This is a genomic window from Micromonospora sp. M61, from assembly GCF_018070245.1.
Taxonomy (GTDB): domain Bacteria; phylum Actinomycetota; class Actinomycetes; order Mycobacteriales; family Micromonosporaceae; genus Micromonospora; species Micromonospora zamorensis.
The window spans coordinates 202,570-223,087 of record NZ_JAGPYA010000001.1 but is presented as its reverse complement, the minus strand read 5'-3'; the positions used below and the strand labels follow the sequence as shown (position 1 = coordinate 223,087).

20 protein-coding genes and 1 pseudogene are annotated in these 20,518 nt (G+C 70.1%); 14 read left to right on the top strand and 7 right to left on the bottom strand.

What is annotated here, in order from left to right; all coding sequences use genetic code 11:
* Nucleotides 1–36: 36 nt before the first annotated feature.
* The gene (locus KBX34_RS01035) at nt 37–888 is read left to right on the top strand and encodes an aldo/keto reductase (protein ID WP_210794612.1); all 852 of its coding nucleotides are present in this window, start codon (nt 37–39) and stop codon (nt 886–888) included.
* A gap of 116 nt (nt 889–1,004) precedes the next feature.
* On the opposite strand, the gene KBX34_RS01030 is transcribed toward KBX34_RS01035, so the two are convergent.
* Entirely contained in the window at nt 1,005–1,289 is a 285-nt protein-coding gene (locus tag KBX34_RS01030) for a hypothetical protein (protein ID WP_307871294.1), read from the bottom strand.
* Between the two features lie 14 nt (nt 1,290–1,303).
* Between KBX34_RS01030 and KBX34_RS01025 the strand changes: the two genes are divergently transcribed.
* Nucleotides 1,304–2,290, top strand: coding sequence for an aldo/keto reductase (locus KBX34_RS01025; RefSeq protein ID WP_210922726.1), 987 nt, complete (start codon nt 1,304–1,306; stop codon nt 2,288–2,290).
* 25 nt (nt 2,291–2,315) lie between these two features.
* Here the strand turns inward: KBX34_RS01025 and KBX34_RS01020 are convergent, their stop codons facing one another.
* Nucleotides 2,316–2,831: a GNAT family N-acetyltransferase gene (locus KBX34_RS01020; protein WP_210922724.1), complete on the bottom strand. Its 516-nt coding sequence runs from the start codon at nt 2,829–2,831 to the stop codon at nt 2,316–2,318.
* 142 nt (nt 2,832–2,973) lie between these two features.
* On the opposite strand from KBX34_RS01020, the gene KBX34_RS01015 reads away from it, so the two are divergent.
* Genes KBX34_RS01015 through KBX34_RS01005 form a run of 3 tightly spaced genes read left to right on the top strand, consistent with a single transcriptional unit; the run spans nt 2,974 to nt 5,426 of the window.
* A complete protein-coding gene (locus tag KBX34_RS01015; protein ID WP_088946389.1) occupies nt 2,974–3,531 on the top strand; it encodes an NADPH-dependent FMN reductase in 558 nt (185 codons plus the stop codon).
* Nucleotides 3,532–3,558: 27 nt separating this feature from the next.
* Nucleotides 3,559–4,572 (top strand): ATP-binding cassette domain-containing protein, encoded by a 1,014-nt coding sequence (locus KBX34_RS01010; protein ID WP_210922722.1) that lies wholly within the window; start codon nt 3,559–3,561, stop codon nt 4,570–4,572.
* Nucleotides 4,569–5,426: an ABC transporter permease gene (locus KBX34_RS01005; protein WP_210922720.1), complete on the top strand. Its 858-nt coding sequence runs from the start codon at nt 4,569–4,571 to the stop codon at nt 5,424–5,426. Before KBX34_RS01010 ends, KBX34_RS01005 begins: the two co-directional genes overlap by 4 nt.
* Nucleotides 5,427–5,513: 87 nt before the next feature.
* Here the strand turns inward: KBX34_RS01005 and KBX34_RS01000 are convergent, their stop codons facing one another.
* Complete coding sequence (locus KBX34_RS01000) at nt 5,514–6,419, bottom strand: AraC family transcriptional regulator (protein WP_307871292.1); 906 nt, start codon at nt 6,417–6,419, stop codon at nt 5,514–5,516.
* 157 nt (nt 6,420–6,576) lie between these two features.
* On the opposite strand from KBX34_RS01000, the gene KBX34_RS00995 reads away from it, so the two are divergent.
* Together KBX34_RS00995 and KBX34_RS00990 are read left to right on the top strand one after the other, a co-directional pair.
* Nucleotides 6,577–6,882: a putative quinol monooxygenase gene (locus KBX34_RS00995; RefSeq protein ID WP_210922716.1), complete on the top strand. Its 306-nt coding sequence runs from the start codon at nt 6,577–6,579 to the stop codon at nt 6,880–6,882.
* Between the two features lie 52 nt (nt 6,883–6,934).
* Nucleotides 6,935–7,903, top strand: coding sequence for an alpha/beta hydrolase (locus KBX34_RS00990; RefSeq protein ID WP_210922714.1), 969 nt, complete (start codon nt 6,935–6,937; stop codon nt 7,901–7,903).
* Nucleotides 7,904–7,950: 47 nt separating this feature from the next.
* Here the strand turns inward: KBX34_RS00990 and KBX34_RS00985 are convergent, their stop codons facing one another.
* The gene (locus KBX34_RS00985) at nt 7,951–11,322 is read right to left on the bottom strand and encodes an AAA family ATPase (protein WP_210922712.1); all 3,372 of its coding nucleotides are present in this window, start codon (nt 11,320–11,322) and stop codon (nt 7,951–7,953) included.
* 124 nt (nt 11,323–11,446) lie between these two features.
* Between KBX34_RS00985 and KBX34_RS00980 the strand changes: the two genes are divergently transcribed.
* Both KBX34_RS00980 and KBX34_RS00975 read left to right on the top strand, forming a co-directional pair.
* A complete protein-coding gene (locus KBX34_RS00980; protein WP_210922711.1) occupies nt 11,447–11,899 on the top strand; it encodes a helix-turn-helix domain-containing protein in 453 nt (150 codons plus the stop codon).
* Nucleotides 11,892–12,260, top strand: a complete 369-nt coding sequence (locus KBX34_RS00975; RefSeq protein ID WP_210922709.1) for a DUF4180 domain-containing protein — start codon at nt 11,892–11,894, stop codon at nt 12,258–12,260. The genes KBX34_RS00980 and KBX34_RS00975 overlap by 8 nt, the downstream gene beginning before the upstream one ends.
* 30 nt (nt 12,261–12,290) lie before the next feature.
* On the opposite strand, the pseudogene KBX34_RS34360 reads toward KBX34_RS00975, so the two are convergent.
* A pseudogene (locus KBX34_RS34360) lies at nt 12,291–12,899 on the bottom strand (hypothetical protein); the annotation flags it as partial.
* Here KBX34_RS34360 and KBX34_RS00970 point away from each other — a divergent pair.
* On the top strand, nt 12,898–13,947 hold the full coding sequence (locus KBX34_RS00970; RefSeq protein WP_210922701.1) for a hypothetical protein: 1,050 nt from the start codon (nt 12,898–12,900) through the stop codon (nt 13,945–13,947). The pseudogene KBX34_RS34360 and the gene KBX34_RS00970 overlap by 2 nt on opposite strands.
* 402 nt (nt 13,948–14,349) lie before the next feature.
* Nucleotides 14,350–15,231: a cellulose binding domain-containing protein gene (locus KBX34_RS00965; RefSeq protein ID WP_210922700.1), complete on the top strand. Its 882-nt coding sequence runs from the start codon at nt 14,350–14,352 to the stop codon at nt 15,229–15,231.
* A 154-nt stretch (nt 15,232–15,385) separates the two neighbouring features.
* On the opposite strand, the gene KBX34_RS00960 is transcribed toward KBX34_RS00965, so the two are convergent.
* Both KBX34_RS00960 and KBX34_RS00955 read right to left on the bottom strand, forming a co-directional pair.
* The gene (locus KBX34_RS00960; protein WP_210922699.1) at nt 15,386–16,030 is read right to left on the bottom strand and encodes a hypothetical protein; all 645 of its coding nucleotides are present in this window, start codon (nt 16,028–16,030) and stop codon (nt 15,386–15,388) included.
* 96 nt (nt 16,031–16,126) lie between these two features.
* Nucleotides 16,127–17,233 carry an FAD-binding oxidoreductase gene (locus KBX34_RS00955; protein WP_247671283.1) on the bottom strand — a complete coding sequence of 369 codons (1,107 nt, stop codon included), beginning with the start codon at nt 17,231–17,233 and terminating at the stop codon, nt 16,127–16,129.
* Nucleotides 17,234–17,452: 219 nt separating this feature from the next.
* Here KBX34_RS00955 and KBX34_RS00950 point away from each other — a divergent pair, with 219 nt between their 5' ends.
* The 3 genes from KBX34_RS00950 to KBX34_RS00940 all read left to right on the top strand — a co-directional run bounded on the left by KBX34_RS00950 (nt 17,453) and on the right by KBX34_RS00940 (nt 20,440).
* Nucleotides 17,453–17,971, top strand: coding sequence for a flavoprotein (locus tag KBX34_RS00950; RefSeq protein ID WP_210922698.1), 519 nt, complete (start codon nt 17,453–17,455; stop codon nt 17,969–17,971).
* Between the two features lie 112 nt (nt 17,972–18,083).
* Nucleotides 18,084–19,535 carry a helix-turn-helix domain-containing protein gene (locus KBX34_RS00945; RefSeq protein WP_210922697.1) on the top strand — a complete coding sequence of 484 codons (1,452 nt, stop codon included), beginning with the start codon at nt 18,084–18,086 and terminating at the stop codon, nt 19,533–19,535.
* Nucleotides 19,532–20,440: an aminoglycoside phosphotransferase family protein gene (locus KBX34_RS00940; RefSeq protein ID WP_247671282.1), complete on the top strand. Its 909-nt coding sequence runs from the start codon at nt 19,532–19,534 to the stop codon at nt 20,438–20,440. Before KBX34_RS00945 ends, KBX34_RS00940 begins: the two co-directional genes overlap by 4 nt.
* Nucleotides 20,441–20,518 lie beyond the last annotated feature (78 nt).

Sequence of the window (20,518 nt, the reverse complement as noted above, 5' to 3'; positions counted from 1 at the left end):
GATGACAGGCAACGAAGATGACGCGAAGGAGCCGCAGTGGCAATCACCATTCCCGACATCAGCCTGAACGACGGCACCACCATTCCGCAGCTCGGCTTCGGGGTGTTCCAGATCGAGCCGAAGGACACCGTCGCGGCGGTGACCACGGCCCTTGAGACGGGCTACCGGCACATCGACACCGCCGAGATGTACGGCAACGAGGCCGAGGTCGGCGAGGCGATCCGGATGTCCGGCCTCGACCGGGGTTCGGTGTACGTGACCAGCAAGCTGAACAACGGCTTCCACCGCCCCGACGACGCCCGCAAGGCGTTCGACTCGACGCTCGCGGCGCTGAAGATGGACTACATCGACCTGTTCCTGATCCACTGGCCGTTGCCGACCCTGTACGACGGCGACTACGTCTCGACCTGGAAGGTGCTGGAGGAGTTCCAGCGCGACGGCCGCGCCCGCTCGATCGGCGTGTCGAACTTCCAGGTGGCGCACCTGGAGCGGCTGGCCGCCGAGGCGGACGTCGTGCCGGCGGTCAACCAGATCGAGGCACACCCGTACTTCACCAACGACGAGGTCCGCGCCTACGGCCGCGAGCACAACATCCTCACCGAGGCGTGGTCGCCCATCGCGCAGGGCAAGGTGCTGGACGACCCGACGGTGGTCGACATCGCCGGTCAGCTCGACCGGACCCCGGCGCAGGTGGTGCTCCGCTGGCACGTGCAGCGTGGCGACATCATCTTCCCGAAGTCGACCACGCCGAAGCGGATCGAGGAGAACACCCGGATCTTCGACTTCGAGCTGGACGACACAGCGATGGAGCGGATCACCGCGCTGAACAAGGGCGAGGCCGGGCGGCAGGGCCCGAACCCGGACACCTTCGCCTACGTCCCCCGCTGACCTGAGCCCGCCGCTCGGCGGGCGGGTCTCCTGAATGCGTGATGCCTCAGAGTCATCTTGATGACCCTGAGGCATCACGCTGTTCCCGGCGGGTCAATCACGCTGTTCCCCGGCGCTCAGGAGCCGACGCGCTCGGCGATCCGGCGGAACACCGCGTGGGTCGGCGATCCGGGCTCGGGGACGTAGACGATCATCCGCTGGTCGGTCTCCGGCACCAGCAGGACGCGGCACGCGAACTCCAACGGCCCCAGCTCGGGGTGCGGCACCCGCTTGACGATCGGTCGGCGTTCCTCGACGTCGTGCTCGGCCCAGAGCCGGGCGAACCGGGGTGAGGTGCCGCGCTTGACCTGGAGTGCGCTCCAGCCGGCAGGGTGACCCGTGCGCCCACCGGTAGGGCGCACGAGAGGAGATCCCCATGCGGTACCGCACGATCGGCGCTGACCCGGCGACCCGGCGCGAGGTCAGCGTGCTGAGCCTCGGCGCGATGCTCTTCGGCAGCGCCACCGACGAGGCCACCTCGTACGCGATCCTCGACCGTTACGTCGAGGCCGGTGGCACGTTCATCGACACGTCGGACAACTACGCGTTCTGGGTGGACGGCGGGCAGGGCGGCCAGAGCGAGGAACTGCTCGGCCGGTGGCGGCGCAGCCGGGGCGTCGGTGCCGAGATCGTCATCGCCACCAAGCTGGGCGCTCGACCGCTGGCCCCGGGGACCAGCTACCTGGACAACGCGGAGGGCCTTTCCGCCAAGGTGATCCGCGAGTCCGCGGAGCGCAGCCGGGAACGGCTCGGGGTGGAGCGACTGGACCTGCTCTACGCACACATCGAGGACCGGACCGTGCCGCTCCAGGAGACCGTGGAGGGCTTCGCCGAACTGGTCGCCGAGGGCACGGTGGGTCTGCTGGGTGCCAGCAACCACCGGGCCTGGCGGGTGGAGCGGGCCCGGGCGTTGGCCGCCGTCGCAGGCCTGCCGGGGTACGAGGTGCTCCAGTACCAGCGCAGTTACCTGCCGAACCGCACCGACCTGGTCAGCGAGTTGGACCCGGACGGCGAGCCGGGCGGCGTCAGCGGTGACCTGCTCAGCTACCTGCGTGCCGAGCCCGACTTGACCCTGGTGGCGTACTCGCCGCTGCTCAAGGGGGCGTTCACCCGGGCGGACAAGCCGCTCAGCTCGGCGTACGACCTGCCGAGCGCGCCCCGGCGACTGGCCGCGCTGCGGGAGGTGGCCGGGCAGAGCGGCGCGACGGTCAACCAGGTGGTGCTCGCCTGGCTGCTGGGCGGTGTGCTGCCGTCCATTCCGCTGGTGGGCGCCTCGTCGGTGGCGCAACTGGAGGAGAGCCTGGCAGCTGTCGAGCTGGAGCTGACCGCCGAGCAACGGCACCGCCTCGACACCACCTGGTGACCGGTCACCGGCCGCCCCGCCGACCTCAGCTTGCGGTCGGTGGGGCGGTCAGGTCGAGTTGCCAGTCGTTGGCGCGCATCAGTTGCCCCGGCGGGTATTCGAAGTCCGTCTCGCCGAGCAGTGTGAAACCGGCCTTGCGGCAGACCGCGTTCGAGGCGGGATTGTCGACCGAGGGGTAGGCGTGGGCGTAGCGCCGGTCCTGCCGAGCGCGCAACACGTCGATGACCGCCCGCACCGCGACGGTCGCCAGCCCCTGCCCCCGGTAAGAGGGCAGCACCGCCCAGCCCAGCTCGTACACCGGTTGGTCGTGCCAGTCGCGGCCCCAGTAGCCGACACTGCCGGCCCGCACGCCGTCCGGCAGCACCAGCGTGAACATCGCGCCCTGCCCGGTCCCGGCGAAGTGCACGTACCGGTCGTGCCGGGCGAGCACCTGCTCGTCGGTCTCGGGGCCGCCCGTGTGCTTGCGGGTGTCCGGTGAGTTGAGCTCCCGCAGCAGGTCGAGGTCGTCCTCGTCCCACGGTGCGATGCGTACCTGTGCCATGCCCACTCCCCTGTCCGTCGACCACAGTCAAGCCGACCCCACTGACATTCCGCCCAGAAACGCCGCCCGCTAGATCCGATCTAGCGGGCGGCGTGCTGCTTTCTCGCGCCGAAGAGGTGGAACCGATCACTCGGGAGGGGGGATGATGACACCGCTCAGGATCGCCGTGATCATCGGCAGCACCCGGGAGGGGCGGGCCGGCGACCGGGTCACCAGCTGGTTCACCGAACAGGCCGCGCGGCACGACGACCTGGCGGTGACCGTCGTTGACCTGACCGAGTACGACTTCCCGGCCAGCTACCCCGCCGAACCGACCGCGTCGATCCGGGCGTTCGTCCGCGAGGTGGGTCGAGCGGACGCGTTCGTCGTGGTCACCCCCGAGTACAACCACAGCTTCCCCGCACCGCTGAAACAAGCCATCGACTACGCGTACGACGAGTGGCAGGCCAAACCGGTCGGCTTCGTGTCGTACGGCTGTCGGTCCACCGGCCGGTACGCGGTCGACCAGCTCCGCACCGTCTTCACGGCGCTGCACGCGATGACGGTGCGTGACGTCGTCGGGATCGACCTGCTCGGCGGCGAGCCGACACCGCAGTGCACCGACGAGCTACGCCGGGACGCCAGCGTCCTGCTCGACCAGCTCCGCTGGTGGGGTCTGGCCCTGCGCGACGCCCGGGCGGCTCGACCGTACGTCTCCTGAACACGTCCAACACGAAAGGTAAGGATCATGAGTAGACGCACCACCGGCCTGGCCATCGAGGCCGAGGGGCTCACCCGCTCGTTCGGGGACACCCGGGCGTTGGCCGGGATCGACCTTCAGGTGCCCGCCGGCACCGTCTACGGTCTGCTCGGCCCCAACGGGGCGGGCAAGACCACAGCGGTCCGGGTGCTCGCGACGTTGCTGCGCCCCGACGGCGGTTCGGCCCGGGTCTTCGGCCACGACGTGGTCACCGAGGCCGACAAGGTCCGGTCCCGGGTCAGTCTCACCGGCCAGTACGCCTCGGTCGACGAGGACCTGACCGGTACGGAGAACCTGGTGCTCCTCGCCCGCCTGCTCGGTCTGCGCAAGCCGGCCGCCCGGGAGCGCGCGGCGGCCCTGCTCGCCGCGTTCGGACTGACCGAGGCGAGCGACCGCCAGGTGAAGAAGTACTCGGGTGGGATGCGGCGGCGCATCGACATCGCCGCCAGCATCCTGAACACGCCCGACCTGCTCTTCCTCGACGAGCCGACGACCGGCCTCGACCCCCGCAGCCGCAACCAGGTGTGGGAGATCGTCCGGGCGGTGGTGTCGCACGGCACCACGGTGCTGCTGACAACCCAGTACCTCGACGAGGCCGACCAGCTCGCCGGTCGGATCGCGGTCGTCGACCACGGCCGGGTGATCGCGGAGGGCACCCCGGGTGAGTTGAAGTCGTCGATCGGCTCCGGCACTGTCCACCTGCGACTGCGCGATCCCGGCCAGCGGCCGGAGGCGGAGAGGGTGCTCCGGGAGGCGCTCGGCGTGCCGGTGCAGCTCGCCGCCGACCCGGTGGCGTTGACCGCCCGCGTCGGTGAGGCCGGCACCGACCTCGATGCCAGCGCCCAGGCCTCGCGCGCGCTCGGCGAGCTGGCCCGCGCCGGCATCGTCGTGGACAACTTCTCCCTTGGCCAGCCGAGCCTCGACGAGGTCTTCCTGTCCCTGACCGATCACCCCGTCGTGCCGGCCGGCGAGCCCGACAACGAGCTGGAGGCAGCCCGATGAGCGACACCACGACCACCACGACCGACCGGGCGCCGTCCGTCTATGTGCCGTCCGCCGACGCGCTGGCGACAGTGCTCGCGCCCGGCACCCGACCGCCCCGACCCAGCGCGCTGGGCGCGTCGCTCACCTTCGGCTGGCGGGCCATGCTGAAGATCAAACACGTGCCGGAGCAGCTCTTCGACGTCACCGCGTTCCCGATCATCATGGTGCTGATGTTCACGTACCTGTTCGGTGGCGCCCTCGCCGGCAGCCCGCGCGAATATCTGCAGTTCTTCCTGCCCGGCATCATGGTGACCAGCGTCGTGATGATCACCATGTACACCGGCGTCGGCCTCAACACCGACATCGAGAAGGGCATCTTCGACCGGTTCCGGACGCTGCCCGTCTGGCGTCCGTCCGCCCTGGTCGGCATGATCTTCGGCGACGTGCTGCGCTACATCCTCGCCGCCCTGGTGATCCTGGGCCTGGGGCTGGCGCTCGGCTTCCGGCCCGCGGGCGGGGTCGTCGGCGTGGCCGTCGGGATCGGGCTGCTGGTGGTCTTCTCGTTCGCCTTCTCCTGGGTGTGGACGTTCTTCGGGCTGATCCTGCGCAGCGAGAAGTCGGTGATGGGCGTCAGCATGATGGTGCTGTTCCCGCTGACGTTCCTGAGCAACGTCTTCGTCGACCCGAGCACGATGCCCGGCTGGCTCCAGGCGTTCGTGAAGGTCAACCCGGTGACGCAGCTGGTCGCGGCTATCCGTGGGGCGATGAGCGGCGATTCGGACCCGTCGGCCACCATGTGGTTGCTGGTCTGGAGCGCCGGCTTCCTGGTCGTCTTCGGCACCCTGACCATGCACAGGTACAACCGCCGCTGACCCGGCCACGACCCGTTCGACGGGCGCCGCCACGGCTGTGGCGGTGCTCGTCGGCTGTCGTCTGGGCGCCCAGGTGAACGCTGACGGTCAGACGACCGCTGGCACCTCGGCTCGGATGGTGCCCCGCAGGCGGGTGGCGTCCTGGCTGGGAGGCGCGCCGAACTGGCGACGATATTCGCGGCTGAACTGCGACGCGCTCTCGTAGCCGACTCGGATGCCCACCCCGGTGACGTCGTTGGGATGCGTGGCGAGCAGGAGCCGCGCCTCCTGCAGTCGGATCTGCTTCTGGAACTGGATCGGACTCATCGCGGTCACTGCCTGGAAGTTGCGATAGAACGCCGACACGCTCATTCCGGTCAGCCGTGCCAGATCCTCCACCCGGAACGGCTGCGCGTAGTGGTCACGGATCCACCGGACCGCCCGGGCGATGTGACTGAGGCTGCTGTCGGCCAGACCGAGCTGCCGTACGGCCGCACCCTGCTCCCCGGTGAGCAGCCGCCACAGGATCTCCCGCTTGATCAGGGGCGCGAGCACCGTGACGTCCCGGGGTCGGTCCAGCAGGCGAAGCAGTCGGATCACCGCGTCGCCCAGCTCGTCGGGAGCGTCGCTGACCAGCAGCCCCGACGGCGTTGGACCGGCCAGCGGCGGAAGGTCGCCGGGCGCCGCCTGCAGCAGCAGCTCCGCGACCATGGCCGGGTGTAGCACCAGCCCGAACCCCAGAGCCGGCGCGTCGGCGCTTGCCTGCGTGAAGCGGCCGGTGACCGGCAGGTCGACCGACGCGACGAGGTACTGGCCCGCGCGGTACTCGTACACGCGGTCGCCCAGCGCCATCTGTTTGGCGCCTTGAGCGATGAGTGCCAGCACGGTGCCCGACATCGACGTGGTCGGTGCCGTCTGCTGGTCGACCTTGGAGATCAGCACCCCCTCGATGGCGGTGCTCATGTCCGTTCGGGCGTGCCGGGCCAGCAGTGCCCGCAGCTCGTCGAGATCCACGGGCCGATTGAAGCACAGGACCGATCCTCGCCACAACGAGAGGATCAGGCAAGGACCGGCGAGCATCCTTCTAACGTTTTTGCTGGTGGGTGCGCTTCCATAGGAGTGTCAGTTTCCTGAAGAGCGCAGCACAGCTCAACGATTGGGAGTCTCCACGATGTCTGTCCACCACGGGTTCCAGGCCACCATGACCGCTCAGCCGGGCAAGGCGGACGAGCTGATCCAGCTGTTGCTCGACGCACCGTCCCTGCCGCACGACGACTGCGTGGTCTTCCTCGTGGCCCGCTCGGCGTCCGACCGCGACGTCGTCCACGTCATCGAAGGCTGGACCAGCGCCGAGGCGCACAGCGCGTTCTTCGCCGGCGAGCAGGCGCAGGCCCTCGTCGCGAAGCTTCAGCCGCTGCTGGCCGGCGACTCGGCGTACACCGACGCGGTGCCGGTCGGCGGCAAGGCGACCTTCTGAACCGGCGACCGCACCGACCGCGCCCCTGACCGTTTCAGCGAAAGGATCCGTGATGAACCTCCCCCGACCGAGCATCGACCCCGAGTTGCTCGTACCCCTGGCCGAACTGCCGTCGATGCCGCCCCTCGGCCCCGAGGTGATCGAGCAGCTGCGCCACTTCCCCCAACCGTCGCTCGACAGCCAGCTGGAAGGCCGTGCGGTCGAGCGGCGCGAGGTCACCGTTCCCGCCAGTGACGGAACGCCGATCCCGCTGTCCATCCTCAGTCCCACCGATCGCGCCGCCGGCGCACCCTGCGTCTACTGGATCCACGGCGGCGGGATGATGTGGGGCGACCGCTTCTCGAACATAGATGTCCCGCTGGAATGGCTCGACCGGTTCGGCGCCGTCGTGATCACTGTGGACTACCGGCTGGCGCCGGAGGCAACCGGTACGACGCTGGTCGACGACTGCTACCAGGGCCTGCTCTGGGTCGCTGAGAACGCCGTGGACCTCGGCATCGACCCGGCTCGCATCGTCGTGGCCGGCGCCAGCGCCGGGGGTGGCCTGGCGGCAGGAGTCACGCTGATGGCTCGCGACCGCAACACCCCGACCATCGCCGCGCAGTTGCTGTCGTGCCCCATGCTCGACCACCGCAACGACACCATCTCCAGCCGTCAGTACAGCTGGCTGGACGGCGTGTGGACCCGGGAGATGAACGAGTTCGGGTGGCGCAGCGTCCTCGGCGGGCACACCGACCAGAACGTCTCCGCGTACGTCTCACCCGCGCTGGCGGACGACCTGTCCGGTCTGCCGACCACGTACATCGACGCCGGGACCGCCGAGGTCTTTCGCGACGAGGACGTCAGCTACGCGACCCGGATCTGGGCCGCCGGTGGCCAGGCCGAGTTGCACCTGTGGGCCGGGGGCTTCCACGGATTCTCGGCGCTGTTCCCCGAGGTCCGCGTGTCGGCCGCAGCACGGCGCGCCCAGACCGACTGGCTCGCCCGGGTCCTGGACCCCAGCCCCGACCTCAAGGACTGAGCCGAACCCATGGCCGGCGCTGACCAACCGACGCGCCGGCCATGGGTTCAGAGCCGCCAGCGCAGCGGCTCGGGCGGCAGGTAACGGCAGGTGCTGCCGGTCGAGACGGCCTCGCGCAGGTGGCCGGCGAGGGCCGGGTGCCGCTCGTCGAGCTTGCGCAGTGAGTCCCTGATTCGCGCGGTCACCGTCTTACGGGCCCGCTCGGCCTCGTCGCCCAGGCGGCGGCTCCGACCGGCCAGCCCCGCTGCGGCACGTAGCTCGTCGAGCAACGCACCCCGCTCGGCGTCCAACGCGGCCACCTTCCGGTCGTCGTCGCGGGCGGCGGCCCGGTCGATCTCCTCGTCGAGGCGTGCCAGGTGCCGCCGGTAGCGGGCCTTCGCCTCGTCGTCGAGGACCGGGTCGGCGCCCATCCGCCGGGCGGCGACAAGCTCCGGCCCGGCAGCCGGGTCGAGCAACTCCACGGCGGGGACGTCGCTGCCCGGCCGGCTGAGCAGCAGGTGCAGGTCGTGCAGCCCTTTGGCGTCGGGCAGGTGCACCACGACACCGGCGTACGCGAGTTGCCAGACCGGCCCGTCGCGCCGGAACTCGTACCCCTCGCCGGCTGGCGCGACCGCCGTGGCCTGACGGGGCGCGAAAGCCTGGCCTGGCCCGGCGTTGGCCGCCCCGACGGCCTGGCCCGGCGCGGCACCCTGGCCCGGCGCGGCACCCTGGCCTGGCCCGGCGGCTGCGGCCGGTGCGACGGCCTGGCCCGGCGCGACGGCCTGGCGTGCGGTGGCGGTCTGCTCGGCCGCTTCGGTGGGGGCCGGTTCGGCGAGCCGGTGCAGCACCTGCGTCATGCCCAGAGCCGTTGCCTGTTGAACGGTGGTGGCGCGCAGCGCGGCGAGTGTCGCGGCGTCGCCCGGGTGGCCCCGGCCGGCGAGGGCGTTCACGAGGCCGGCACGCGCGATGAGCGACCAGGTACGGGCACCCAGCCGGTCGGCGGACTCACGGGCGGCGGTGAAGCCGGCGATGGCGTCGTCCCAGCGTTGCTGGGCGGCGTCGATCATTGCCAGCCAGTGGTCGACCGGGCCGCTGACGTCGCAGCCGAAGAGCGCCACCATCCACTCTCCCCGGTGCGGGGCGAGTGCGGCCCGTGCGTCGTCGCAGCGCTGCGGGTCGGCGGACGCGGCGGCGGCCTGCGCGCGTAACCGTAGCCAAATCGGCGACACCGGGCGCGGGTAGCGGATGGCGGCGGCCTCGATGCCGGCGGTCAGCCGGACCGCCGTCTCGCCGTCGCCCCGCTCCGCGGCGGTGATCGCCCGCAGCAACTCCTGATACGGGTAGTCGATCGGGGCCAGCGCGTCCAGCAGGGCGTCGGCCTCGGCGAACCGGCCCTGGAGCAGCGCCCGGGACCAGCGCAGGTGATGGCCCATGAACCCGAACTCGGCATGGCCCGGGTCGGAGAAGTCGCTGAGGACGGCGAACCGCTCGTCGGCCTCGGCGAAGTCACCCCGGAAAGCCGCGATGATCCCGCTGTCGATGGCCGCCGAAATCTGGTGCCGGCTGAGGTCGCCGTGCCGGTCCGCGCCGACGAAGGTGGTGAGCTCCTCGTTGAAGTGCGGATCGCCCAACTCCAGTAGCGCCACCCAGCGCAGCGAGGTGGCCCACAGCTCGGTCTCCCGGTCTCCCGTGCGGCGGGCCACGTCCCGGATCTCGGCGGTCAGCGCGGCGCGGGCCGCCGCGGTGCCCAACCCCCAGGTGGTGTCGTGGCGGGCCCAGAGGCTGAACGTCAACGCCTCGTCGTCCTGCCCTCGCCGGGCGATCGTCTCAGTGGCGGTGATCAGGTCGGCGACCAGCGCGCCGACCGACGCGTCGGCGTCCGGTTCGCCGATCAGCTTCCGGTACGCGTCGCGCACCAACTCCGCCGCGTCGATCGGCTGAATGGCCTCCACCTGGCGGGCCCGGTTCACGATGAGGGCGACGCGGGCCAGCAGCACCGGGTCGTCGAGTGTGCGAGCCAACGCCCCGGCCTCGGCGAGCAGTGCGGCGGACTCCTCCCGGCCGGCGTGGTGATATTGCGCCTCGCCGAACTCGATCAGGATCCGTACGCGTTGCTCCCGGTCCTCGACGACCTCCAGCGCCCGGCGGAAGTGCACCGCCGCCTCGTCGGCGGCCAGCCGGACGAACGCGTCCCGCCCGGCGGCGACCAGCAGCGTGGCCGCCCGCGCGCGGTCGAGTGCGGGGCCGGCGAGGTAGGCGTGGCGGGCGAGGTCGGCCGGGACCAGCTGATCGGTGAGCTCCCGCAGGTCGTCGACCGCCCGGACGACCGCGCCGTGCCGCGCCTGCCGCTCGTCGGGGGACAGCCCGTCGTAGATGGTCTCCCGGACCAGGTCATGGGCGAAGACGAACCGGCCGCCGCCCCGGGCGACCACCAGCCGGGCGGTCACCGCACGGTCGAGCAGCCGGTCGGCCTGCGCCACCGGGGCGGCGCCGCAGGCCGCCAGGACCTGGCGGTGGAACTCGCGCCCCAGCACGGCCGCGACGGTGAGCGCCTCGACCACGGCCGGCGGCAACTGGGCCAGGCGGCGGCGCACCGCTTCCCGTACGCCGGGTGCGATCGTGCCGGCCGCGTCGTCGGCGTGCCACAGCCTGGCGGTCTGCTCGATGAAGAACGGGTTGCCACCGGTGCGCCGGTGCACCTCGTCGACGAGGTCGGCGTCGGGTTCCCGCCCGGCGGTGCGTGCCATCAGCGCGGCCACCTCGTCGCGGGCGAGGCCGGTGAGGGTGATCGTGGTGGCCTTCGCGACCAGCGGCATCAGCAGGGGGCGCAGCGGGTGCTCGCCCGACTCGACCTCCGCGTCGCGGTAGGTGCCGACCAGCAGCAACCGCTCGAACCAGGTGTGCTGGGCGGCGAAGCTCAGCAACCGCAGTGAGGCCGGGTCGGCCCAGTGCAGGTCGTCGAGGACGACCACGACCGGCCGCTGCTGGGAGACCGCGACCAGCGCGGCGGTCACCGCGTCGTACAGCGCGAACTCTTCCTGGTCGGCGCTGTCCGTGTCGACGCCGGCCCAGCTGGTGAGCCGGTCGGCCTGCTGCTTGCTGGGGTCGGCCTCGCCGAGCAGTGCCGCGAGGGCCGGCTCAGCGTCCGGCCGTGCCACCGCCCAGTCGTCGGCGGAGCGCCGCAGGCCGCGCAGCACCTGCACCCACGGCCAGTAGCCGGGTGCGCTGTCGGAATCCCAGCAGGCGGCGCCGAGCACCAGCGCGCCGCGTTGCCGGGCCTCCCGGGCGGCCGACGTGACGAGGGTCGTCTTGCCGATGCCCGGCTCACCGGTGACCAGGACCAGACCGCCGTGGCTGGTGGCGGCGCGGTCAAATTCGGCGCGCAGCAGACCTGCGGGGTGATCCCGCCCGATGATGGCGTCGCCGCGCCGCGCGTCCATGGTTTCCAGACGGTACTGGAACAGTCCGACAGCGCGAGCGAGTTAGCCGGCCGACCCTCTTTCTTGATCTTGAAGGCGCACCCACCTGTCCCTAACCTTCCCTATCCGAGTAGGATGGGGAAGGATGACGGAAGACATGTACTCTGTTGAGCAGGTCGCCGACCGGCTTGGGCTGCACGTGCGGACGGTGCGCAGCTATATCCGCTCGGGCCGGTTGCGCGCGGTGCGGATCGGCAAGCAGTACCGGATCGCCGCCAGTGATCTCGATGCGCTCACCGGTCAGGCCCCGGTCGCGCCCAGCGTCGCCCGGCAGGCGGAGGTGTCGAGCATCGTCCAGATCGACGGCGTCGACAGAGCCGCCGCCGACCGGCTCGGCACGCTCGTGCTCACCAGCGCCAACACCGGCCACGACCAGGCCAACCCGCTGCGGGTGCAGACGGTGTACGACGAGCAACGCAACCGCATGAAGATCATCGTGCTGGGTGACCCGGCCTCCACCGCCGAGTTGCTGCACCTGCTCGACGCCGTGCTCAACGCCGACAACGGCTTGCTCGACCGGGAGGTCCACGATGCCTGACGAGATCCAGGAACGCGCCGGGGTGCCGGTGCTGGTCTGTGACCCCGACGGCCCGCCACTGACCACCGAGCAGGACGCGCTGGACCTGATCGGGGCGGCGTTCCTCGGCGCCCAGGTGGTCGCCGTGCCGGCCAACCGACTCGACGCACGCTTCTTCTCGCTGGGCACCCGCTTCGCCGGCGACGTGATGCAGAAGTTCGTCAACTACCGGCTGCGGCTGGCCGTCGTCGGCGACATCTCAGCGCAGCTCGCGGAGAGTTCCGCGTTGCGCGCCCTGGTGCACGAGTCGAACCAGGGTGGACACATCTGGTTTCTCCCCGACCTCGACGCGCTCGACGCCCGCCTCCGCACGGCGCGATAGCCCATCACCCGCCGCCAGCAACGCCATCTCCACCTCGTCCGCCTCGACCGCCCTCGCCCGGGCCTGCTCGGCCGCCCACCGCAGGTATGCCAGCCACTCCTCGGACGACCAGCCGTTGCGCCGACCGACACCCGCCTCGGCGGGGAGCAGGCCGGCCACGACCCGGTCGAGGATCAGGGGCTGCACACCGCCCACCCCGCGCCGGTAGCCGACGAAGTAGAGGACCTTCGTGAACAGGCCCGGCCCCAACCAGGGCAGGCGAGCGTGGTCGGGGTCGCCGAAGCGGCGGTACGCCGTGCACAGCGCGCCCTCGTCCGGCGCTGGCGTGGACACAGCTTCCAGCGCGTACGCCAGGCGTTTGCCCTCCGGGTCGGCGTCGAGTGACCTCGTGGCGCGCCACGGGCCGTACCCGATGGGTCCGTAAGCCCAGACCAGCACGGCGGTCAGCAGTTGCCGTGGGCTCGCGGAGCCGGCCCGGTATGCCTCGGCGACCGCGAAGACGTCGCGCCGCCAAATCTCCCCGCTCGTCGGCAGGGGGTCGGGCCACGCGTCCGGTGGTAGCCCCGCCCGCCACCTGTCCATGTTGACTCTGACCGGAGCCCGCTCCCCCGGTAACACCACACCCTCGGCCGCCTGCATGGTCGCCTCCCCAGATCGCGCGCTCGCGGAACTCCGTGGTTCGGACGCTATGGTCGGGCGCTCCCGCATACCGCCCGCCGACGGCAAATCGCGGTATCGACTGCATGGTGCCTGCCTACTGGGCCGCCAACAGCGACACCGCATCGCTGCGGGATCGAGGAACGTCGCACGGTTGATCTACGGTGCTCCCGTGCTTCCCCGAAACGTGAAAATCATCGATCAGGTCCGCGCCGAGGCGCTCCGCCGCGGCATCCCCGCTGCCGACGTGGAGCGCTGGCTGGAGCTCGCCCGCCCGTCCGCCTTCATGACACAGGGGGGTGACGGGCCCGTCGTGGGCGCCATCCGTGGACCCTTGATGCTTCCGGCCGACGCCGAGGACCCCGAGTATCCCTTGATCGCCACCATCGACTGCGCTGCTCTTCCGGCAGACGTGACCGACCTTCCACTACCGTCCGACGGCCAACTGCTGCTGTTCGGCTGGCCCGAGGAAAGCGGCTGGGGCGAGGTCAGGTACGTGCCGGCAGGCGTGGCGGTCGAGGAGCGAGAGCGGTATCCGGCTGACTTCCCTCCGGACGACGAGGAGTTCGCCGAGGTCTACACGGAGATCGGGCAGGGCGATCTGCACCTCACTGTCGACATCTCGCTGCCCTACGTCAAGACGATCCCGGGGCCCCCGTGGTCTCCGCCGCTGCCGGGAGATCCCCCGTTCGAAGAGCTGACCGAGGTGTGGAAGAAGGTCCTGGACGACGTGCCGGACGGCCCGTTCTCTTACGGAGGCTGGACTACGCCGCTGCTGTTGGGTGGCTACGGCACTGACTGCAACGGTTTCAACCCCGCGTGGTTGGGCGCCAACCCCTCCGGCCGGCCCGGCCAGGACGGGTCGGTGCGAGGGGTTGACGGGCCAGCCGACCATGGTGACTGGGTTGTGCTTGCCGAGTTCCATGGCGGGAGACAAGGCGGCGCGAGCATCCACTGGGTGATCCAACGTGCCGACCTGAAGGAACGACGCTTCGACCAGGCCAGAGTCCTCGTCTACTGGAATCCGTGAGGCCGGACGGACTAGCCGCCCGACGACCGGGTACGCGCAGTGCATGGGTAGCCACAAGCAGAACAAACACGACAGCGGTGGCGAGTCGGCGCGAGGTCGGCGGCATCCGGGCAGCGGCGCTCGGGGCCGCCAGGGTTCGCCCGTGGAGCACTCGCCTGACCAACGTCACCGCCGCACCGCGACCGGCTCCGCTGGCACCGAGCGCGACCTGGGTCGAGCCAAGGTTTCCGGCGACGGGCGAATTCAACGGCAGGGTGGCTCGTGAGCTGACCAGCCAAGGGTGTTGCCGCCTCGTGTTCGCGGGGCGGCAACACCGGGTGATCGACTACGCGGTGGCGAATTCTAGCCCACATATTGACACTTTCCTATCCTTTTCGAGGAAGTCGCCCTAGCGTTCGCAGCATGTCCGCTCGCCGCGTCACCGCCGTCGTCGCCCTCGCCGCGCTGGCGAGCCTGCTCGCCGTCAACGCCGCGAGCGCGGACGGCCCGGCCATCAGCACCCCCGGCAGCCCGGTGGTGGTAGCCAACGAGCCGCACCAGCTCACCCTCAGTTGGGCGCCCTCGACCTGGATCGGCGATCCGGCGGCGGAGCAGCCGATCAACTACGAGGTGCAGGCACTGCTGGGCCCCAACACGTACCGCTGGCTCGGCACCACGCTCGACACCACGATCACGCTGACCGACCTCGCGCCCGGCACGACGTACTGGATCGCGATTGGCGCCCGTGCGCTCGGCGGCTATTCCGACAGCTCGCCCGGCATCACCGTGCGCACCGCCAGCGGCCGCGCGACGGTCAGCTACCTCAATCTCGACTGGTCCCCGACGAACAACCAGATCCAGCACCTCCTCAAGGTCACCAACACCGGCAGCGGGCCGCTCGATCTGAGCGCGGTGCGGGTGCGCTACCACCTGCGCTTCGAGGGCGGCAACACGTCGCTGGTGCCGAACTGCGACTGGGCCGCGCTGGGCTGCGACCGGATCCGGCAAACCGTGCAGTTCTTCATCCCGCCGGGCGGGCCGTCCCCGTTGACGACACCCGGGCCTGGCTATCCGATCCCGGGCACCGCGGCCCCCGGCTGGGTGGAGCTGACCTTCACCGGCGGGATGCTCGAACCTGGCGCGTCGACCGGGCCGATCCAGCTACGGCACCACCGGCACAGTTGGAGTGACATCGAAGAACGCGACGACCCGAGCTGGCTCGCCCCCACCAGCCAGTGGACCGAGAACGACAAGATCACGCTGGACGTCGACGGGGTACGCGAGTTCGGCGACCTCTCCTCCTGACCGCGTCCGGCGACCGGCATGAGCGGTGTCCGGCCGGCGATGTCCTGACGAGCGTGATGCCTGTGAGTCATCAAAATGACTCACAGGCATCAACCGCTTCAGGGCACGAACCAGGAGTCCAGACCGTCGAGCCATCCGTCTCGACGGTCGACCATCATCTTGTGCGATCGACTGGCAGGTCTTCGACGTGGCCCCACTTGAGTTCGGTGCCGCCAACCAGAGCCGCCTCACCCCAGGAGACCCGGAGTAGACCTTCGTCGGAGTTGCAGGCAAACCCGACGAGCAGCACCTTCGGCTCGTCGGTCAACTGCTCCACGGCATCCCGAAGAGCTGAGCGGTCGCGGGCCTCCTCTGGCGTGAGCGGCATCAGCGGCAGAGTGACCTCCTCATGGCTCGGCTCAGGCCCGAAGAGAATCAGCAGGTCTCGGATCAGCCGGTTGAGGTCACGCCCGGGGCGGGCGTCGCGCATGTCCAGGTCGCTCCGGGTCGCATACCGCCAGGGCAGCAGCAGATGACCTCGGCAGATGGTGACCCGCACCTGGGCGCCCGGCGGATGGACGTCCACCACATCGGGAAAGTCGTGCAGATACTCGTGCAGCACCTCGTACTGCTGCTTCCACCGGACCGGGCCGAAGGCATGATCGGTGTCCAACTCCGATGCTTCGCGCGCATCCTGGGCCAGCTCGACCGCGCGGCCCAACGCCGCCGGCACAGCAGTACGCAGAGCGGTTGCCAGATCCAGCCCGAACTTCTCAATCGACCACTGGGATGGACCGTCAGCATCACCCATGCGGCTCACTCCCCGTGTCGAGTCACGCACTCACAGACAGCAAGACTCCCATGATGGTCACTGGATGAGAAGGCCGGACAACAACTCCAGAGCAGCAGCCAGCCATCAGCGGGTGAAGCTCGCGGGCAGGTGAATGCTTGCCGCGAGGACACCGAGGGCGAGCAGTCGTGGCCGCGCATTGCCCAGCATCGCGGGTGGGCCGCAGAGGTAGATCTCCTGGCCGGGCCGGTGGTGACCGAGGGCGATGGTCAGCGCGTCACCCCGCTCGGCCGGCTCGGCGCAGGGGTCGTCGGAGAAGGCCGGCACGATGGTCAGCCAGTCGTGGGCGCACTGCAGCTTGTCGAGGCTGACCGAGTCGTACAGGTCGGTGAACGTGCGCGCGCCGACGACCAGCGTCACCCGCCGGCCGTCCGGTGCGGCGGCGACCTGCTCGACCAGGGAGCGCAGCGGCGCCAGGCCGGTGCCACCGGCGACGAGCAGCAGATCGGTCGTGCTCGCCGGGTCGAGGCGCAGACCGGTGTCGCCGGGTGGGCCGAGCCAGAGCAGCTCGCCGGGGCGTACCTCATGGACCAGGCGGTGGGAGACGGTGCCGGCGGGTACGGCGCGGACGTGCAGCTCGACGGTGCCGTCGGCACGGAGGGCGTTTGCCGGCGAGAGCCAGCGCCAATGCCCCGGCAGGCGCGGCGTGCACACCGGCACGGCCTGACCTGGTTGGAAGGGCAGTCGCCGCCAGGGACGTACCGTCAGGATGGCGATGTCGGGCGACGGCCGATCGTGGCCGATCACCTGGACGTGCCACCAGGCCGGGCCGTCGCCGGCCTGTGCGGCGGCGCGGCGCACGGTGTGCGTGGCGCGGCACAGGGCGCGCTCCGCGGCCAGGGCGAGCTGCGGCGTCCACAGTGGTCGGGCGTGGCGGGCCACGGTGGCGAGCAACGCGTCGCCGATGGTGGTGGAGTGCGGGAGCAGGTCGAAATGACGGTACGCGCGGCCGAGCACCAGGAGCAGCGCCGCCCGGCTCGCCGGGTCGTCCCCGCCGACCATGAGGCGGCCCAGCGCGGTGAAGAACAGCGGCGCGTCGCGGTGTGGGAGCAGGCCGGGTCGGCGGTCTTCGACTGTGCACCAGAAGTCGCCGGCGGCCCGCACGTCGACCGACGCCCAGGCGGCGGCCAGGCCCACGCGAGCCGGGTGGTCGTCGTCGATCAGGGTGGGCATGCCGGCTCCGAGACGTTGACGGATCAAGAGGCACCGGGGCGGGCGGGACGCAGCTGCGCCGTTGAGGGCCGGCGCAACTCCGAAACCAGCACCCGCCCCGGGCCATGGGTCGACTCTCGCGCTTGACCAGGCAATACGGCATGTCACAGTGATCGTCGACGGCATGCGCGGCCCGTATGCGGTCAACCAGGCGCCACCCTGGTCGGGCAGACTGCGGGCATGATGGAACACCCGGTGCTGTATCTGGTCGTCTGCGCCGCGGGTCCGGCGGAATACATCGACGAGCTGGTCGATGTGCTGATCGCCGACGGGTGGCGGGTGTGCATGATCGTCAGTCCTACCGCCGCTCCGTGGCTCGACCGGGAGGCGTTGCAAGACAAGACCGGCTATCTCGTACGCGTGGAGTGGCGCATGCCCGGCGACCCCGAGCCGCACCCGCCGGCCGATGTGGTGGTGGCCGCCCCGCTCACGTTCAACACGGTGACGAAGTGGGCGCTGGGCATCAACGACACGCTGGCGCTCGGCGTCCTCAACGAGTCGCTGGGCGCGGGACTGCCGATCCTTGCCTTCCCGCACGTCAAGGCGGAGTTGGACGCCCATCCGGCGTATGCCGGCCACCTGGCGGTGCTGCGCGCTGCCGGTGTGGTCGTCGCCAAGGGGAAGGTGCTGAACCCTACGGACGAGAAGGATCGTTGGGCCATGGTCATCGAGGCGCTGCGGTTGCTTCGTCCGGCCTGAGCATCTGCTCCCTTGTTCGGCGGCCCTTGAGATATGCGTCGTGCGTATACCAGCGCTCCACGCAGCGTGTTCAATGGATACGCTCGATGAGGCGAGACGGACGGAGCCGCCGGTGACCCACGCGAACTGCCCTCGGTGCGGCGGACGGCTGGCCCGGGACAACGACAGCGGACGGCGCACGCCGTGCCACGCCGCCGAGCGGGACCGGTTGAGCGCGCCGCCGGTGGTGCCGGCGACCTTCTGGGAGCACGAGCCGGTGCGGCGGGCCCTGGCGGAGCGGCATCTCGGGCGGGTGATCCGGGCGTATCGCTGCCATCCGTACCACGGGCGGGTCGCCTTGCCGCAGACCGTGGTGGCGGGGTGGCTGGGGATCACGCAGGCGCAGTTGAGTCGGGTGGAGAACGGGCCACCGCTGGTGCATCTGGACCGGCTGGCGCACTGGGCGCAGCTTCTCGGGATACCCGCTTCGTGCCTCTGGTTCGCCCTCCCCGGGCAGCCTCAGCGGTCGACCGACAGCCTCAGAGCCTCCACCGCTCCACAGGGTGCTGGGCCGGACGAGGGTCGGCGGGCTCTGTTGGCCGGTATTGCCGCTGTCGCTGCGGGTGCGGGTCTGCTCGGCGGCACCGAGCTTGTCCAGCGTCGGCGAATCGGCACGGCGGATATCGCTCGCCTGAACGCGGTGTTGGAGCTGTACCGGTCGGTGGACCGGGAGTCTGGCGGTGGTCTGCTGTACCGGGAGGTGGCCCGGTTCGCGGAGTCGGTGTACAGGATGCTCGATTGGTCGCACCCGACTGGGCTCAATCCGCCACTCGTTGAGGCGGTGGCGACAGCTCGGCAACTAGCCGGCTGGACTGCGCTAGACGCGGGTAGGCATGACGACGCCCAGAGACACTTCGTCGCCGGGGAGCGCGCCGCGCTCGCCGCTGGGAACGTGCCGCTGGTCGCGATGATTCGCTATGCACAGGCCAAGCAGCTTCAACATCTCCGGCACAACCGGGATGCGCTCGCGACACTGCAACTCACTCATGCACAGCTCGGTTCGCACGCAACGCCGGCGGCCAAGGCGCTGCTCTGGGGCGCTGAGGCAGCCTCAATCGCGGCCCTTGGGGACCATCAGAGCGCCGTGCGGATCCTCGGCAAGGCGAGCGATCAGTTCGAGCGCATCAACAAGGAGCGCGAACCGGCCTGGATGGGCTTCTACGACCGCGGCGAGCTGCTCGCCCAGTACGGTCGCGTGTACCGGGACATGGCCCGGTACGACAGCAAGCACGCGTCGGAGGCGGTGCGTTGGGGCAGGGATGCCATCGCCGCGTTCGGCGCGGCAAACGTGCGAAGCACGGTGCTCAACGAGGTCGGGCTCTGCAGCGCGCTGTTCCTCGCTGACGAACCCGAGCAGGCGCTCGCCGTCGGCGCACGGGTGCTGGAACAGGCACAGACGATGAGCTCCAAGCGGGTGGTCGATCGGGTTGTCAATTTGCGCCGTGATCTCGCTCGGCATCGGCAGCTTCCGGAGGTTGGAGCGTTCGAGCGCGCTCTAACTGTTCAGGCTGCGACGGCCGCATGAGCGGGCGGTTCTCCGAGAAGAGGATGGCGGCAGCCATGCGGGACATCGCCGCTGTGCTGGACGTTTCACCCGAAGGCGCTCACGTGCTGCAGATGACCAATAACGCCGTCTACGCTCTGCCCCGACCTGGAATCGTCATCCGGATCGCTCGGACTCATCAGCTCACGGACCGGGTGACCAAGATCGTTCAGCTTGGGCGCTGGTTCGCCGAGGTCGGCGCACCCACGATTCGGCTAGCACCCGGTATCGAGACGCCCTTTAAAGTCGGGGACCTGGTTGCCTCGGTCTGGACGTACATCCCACCACAGCCACCTGCTCCCACGACGGAAGAGCTCGGCTTGGTGCTGCGTGAGTTCCACGCCCTCGACGTGCCTCCCTTTGCACTCCCGGCCTGGGACCCGGTCGGCGACGCACGACGACGCCTGGCCGACGCCGAAGGCCTCAATGTGAGTGATCGTGACTTCCTCTTGGAATGGTGCGATCGCCTAGAGCCGCAGCTCGTTGCGCTCAAACTTCAGATCAAGCCCAAGCTCATCCACGGAGATGCTCACGTCGGCAACCTACTGAGAAAGCGGACGGGACGATCGGTGATTTGCGACTTCGACGCCACATGTGTCGGTCCACAGCAGGTTGACCTGACAGCGGTGGCGGTAGGCGAGGCCCGGTTCGGGGCCACAGGGTCGCATCGCAAGTTGGCCGATTCTTATGGCTTCGACATCATCAAGGATCCGACCTGGCCACTTCTTCGCGAGGCTCGCGAGTTGAAGATGATTGCCGCCGCCGTGCCGCTACTGAAGTCGTCGTCGGGCGGTGTCGCCAAAGAGTTTGCAAACCGCCTTAAATCCGTGCGTACAGGTGATCACCGTAGGCACTGGACAGCCTTCCACCGACTTAGCCGCTCTTGACTCATGCGGCACTTCTCGAATCGGCTAGATCAGACATCGCTGCAATTGCTCTCGGGCCCCGCCCTGGCGGGGCCCGAG

Excerpts from the sequence above, each read along its gene's own strand:
- KBX34_RS00970 (WP_210922701.1), top strand. The coding sequence starts at position 12,898 with ATGGTCGCCTCCCCAGATCGCGCGCTCGCGGAACTCCGTGGTTCGGAC.
- KBX34_RS00990 (WP_210922714.1), top strand. The coding sequence starts at position 6,935 with ATGAACCTCCCCCGACCGAGCATCGACCCCGAGTTGCTCGTACCCCTG.
- KBX34_RS00940 (WP_247671282.1), top strand. The coding sequence starts at position 19,532 with ATGAGCGGGCGGTTCTCCGAGAAGAGGATGGCGGCAGCCATGCGGGAC.
- KBX34_RS00995 (WP_210922716.1), top strand. The coding sequence starts at position 6,577 with ATGTCTGTCCACCACGGGTTCCAGGCCACCATGACCGCTCAGCCGGGC.
- KBX34_RS01020 (WP_210922724.1), bottom strand. The coding sequence starts at position 2,831 with ATGGCACAGGTACGCATCGCACCGTGGGACGAGGACGACCTCGACCTG.
- KBX34_RS00950 (WP_210922698.1), top strand. The coding sequence starts at position 17,453 with ATGATGGAACACCCGGTGCTGTATCTGGTCGTCTGCGCCGCGGGTCCG.
- KBX34_RS00985 (WP_210922712.1), bottom strand. The coding sequence starts at position 11,322 with ATGGACGCGCGGCGCGGCGACGCCATCATCGGGCGGGATCACCCCGCA.
- KBX34_RS00955 (WP_247671283.1), bottom strand. The coding sequence starts at position 17,233 with ATGCCCACCCTGATCGACGACGACCACCCGGCTCGCGTGGGCCTGGCC.
- KBX34_RS01025 (WP_210922726.1), top strand. The coding sequence starts at position 1,304 with ATGCGGTACCGCACGATCGGCGCTGACCCGGCGACCCGGCGCGAGGTC.
- KBX34_RS00975 (WP_210922709.1), top strand. The coding sequence starts at position 11,892 with ATGCCTGACGAGATCCAGGAACGCGCCGGGGTGCCGGTGCTGGTCTGT.
- KBX34_RS00965 (WP_210922700.1), top strand. The coding sequence starts at position 14,350 with ATGTCCGCTCGCCGCGTCACCGCCGTCGTCGCCCTCGCCGCGCTGGCG.
- KBX34_RS00980 (WP_210922711.1), top strand. The coding sequence starts at position 11,447 with ATGACGGAAGACATGTACTCTGTTGAGCAGGTCGCCGACCGGCTTGGG.
- KBX34_RS01010 (WP_210922722.1), top strand. The coding sequence starts at position 3,559 with ATGAGTAGACGCACCACCGGCCTGGCCATCGAGGCCGAGGGGCTCACC.
- KBX34_RS01005 (WP_210922720.1), top strand. The coding sequence starts at position 4,569 with ATGAGCGACACCACGACCACCACGACCGACCGGGCGCCGTCCGTCTAT.
- KBX34_RS01015 (WP_088946389.1), top strand. The coding sequence starts at position 2,974 with ATGATGACACCGCTCAGGATCGCCGTGATCATCGGCAGCACCCGGGAG.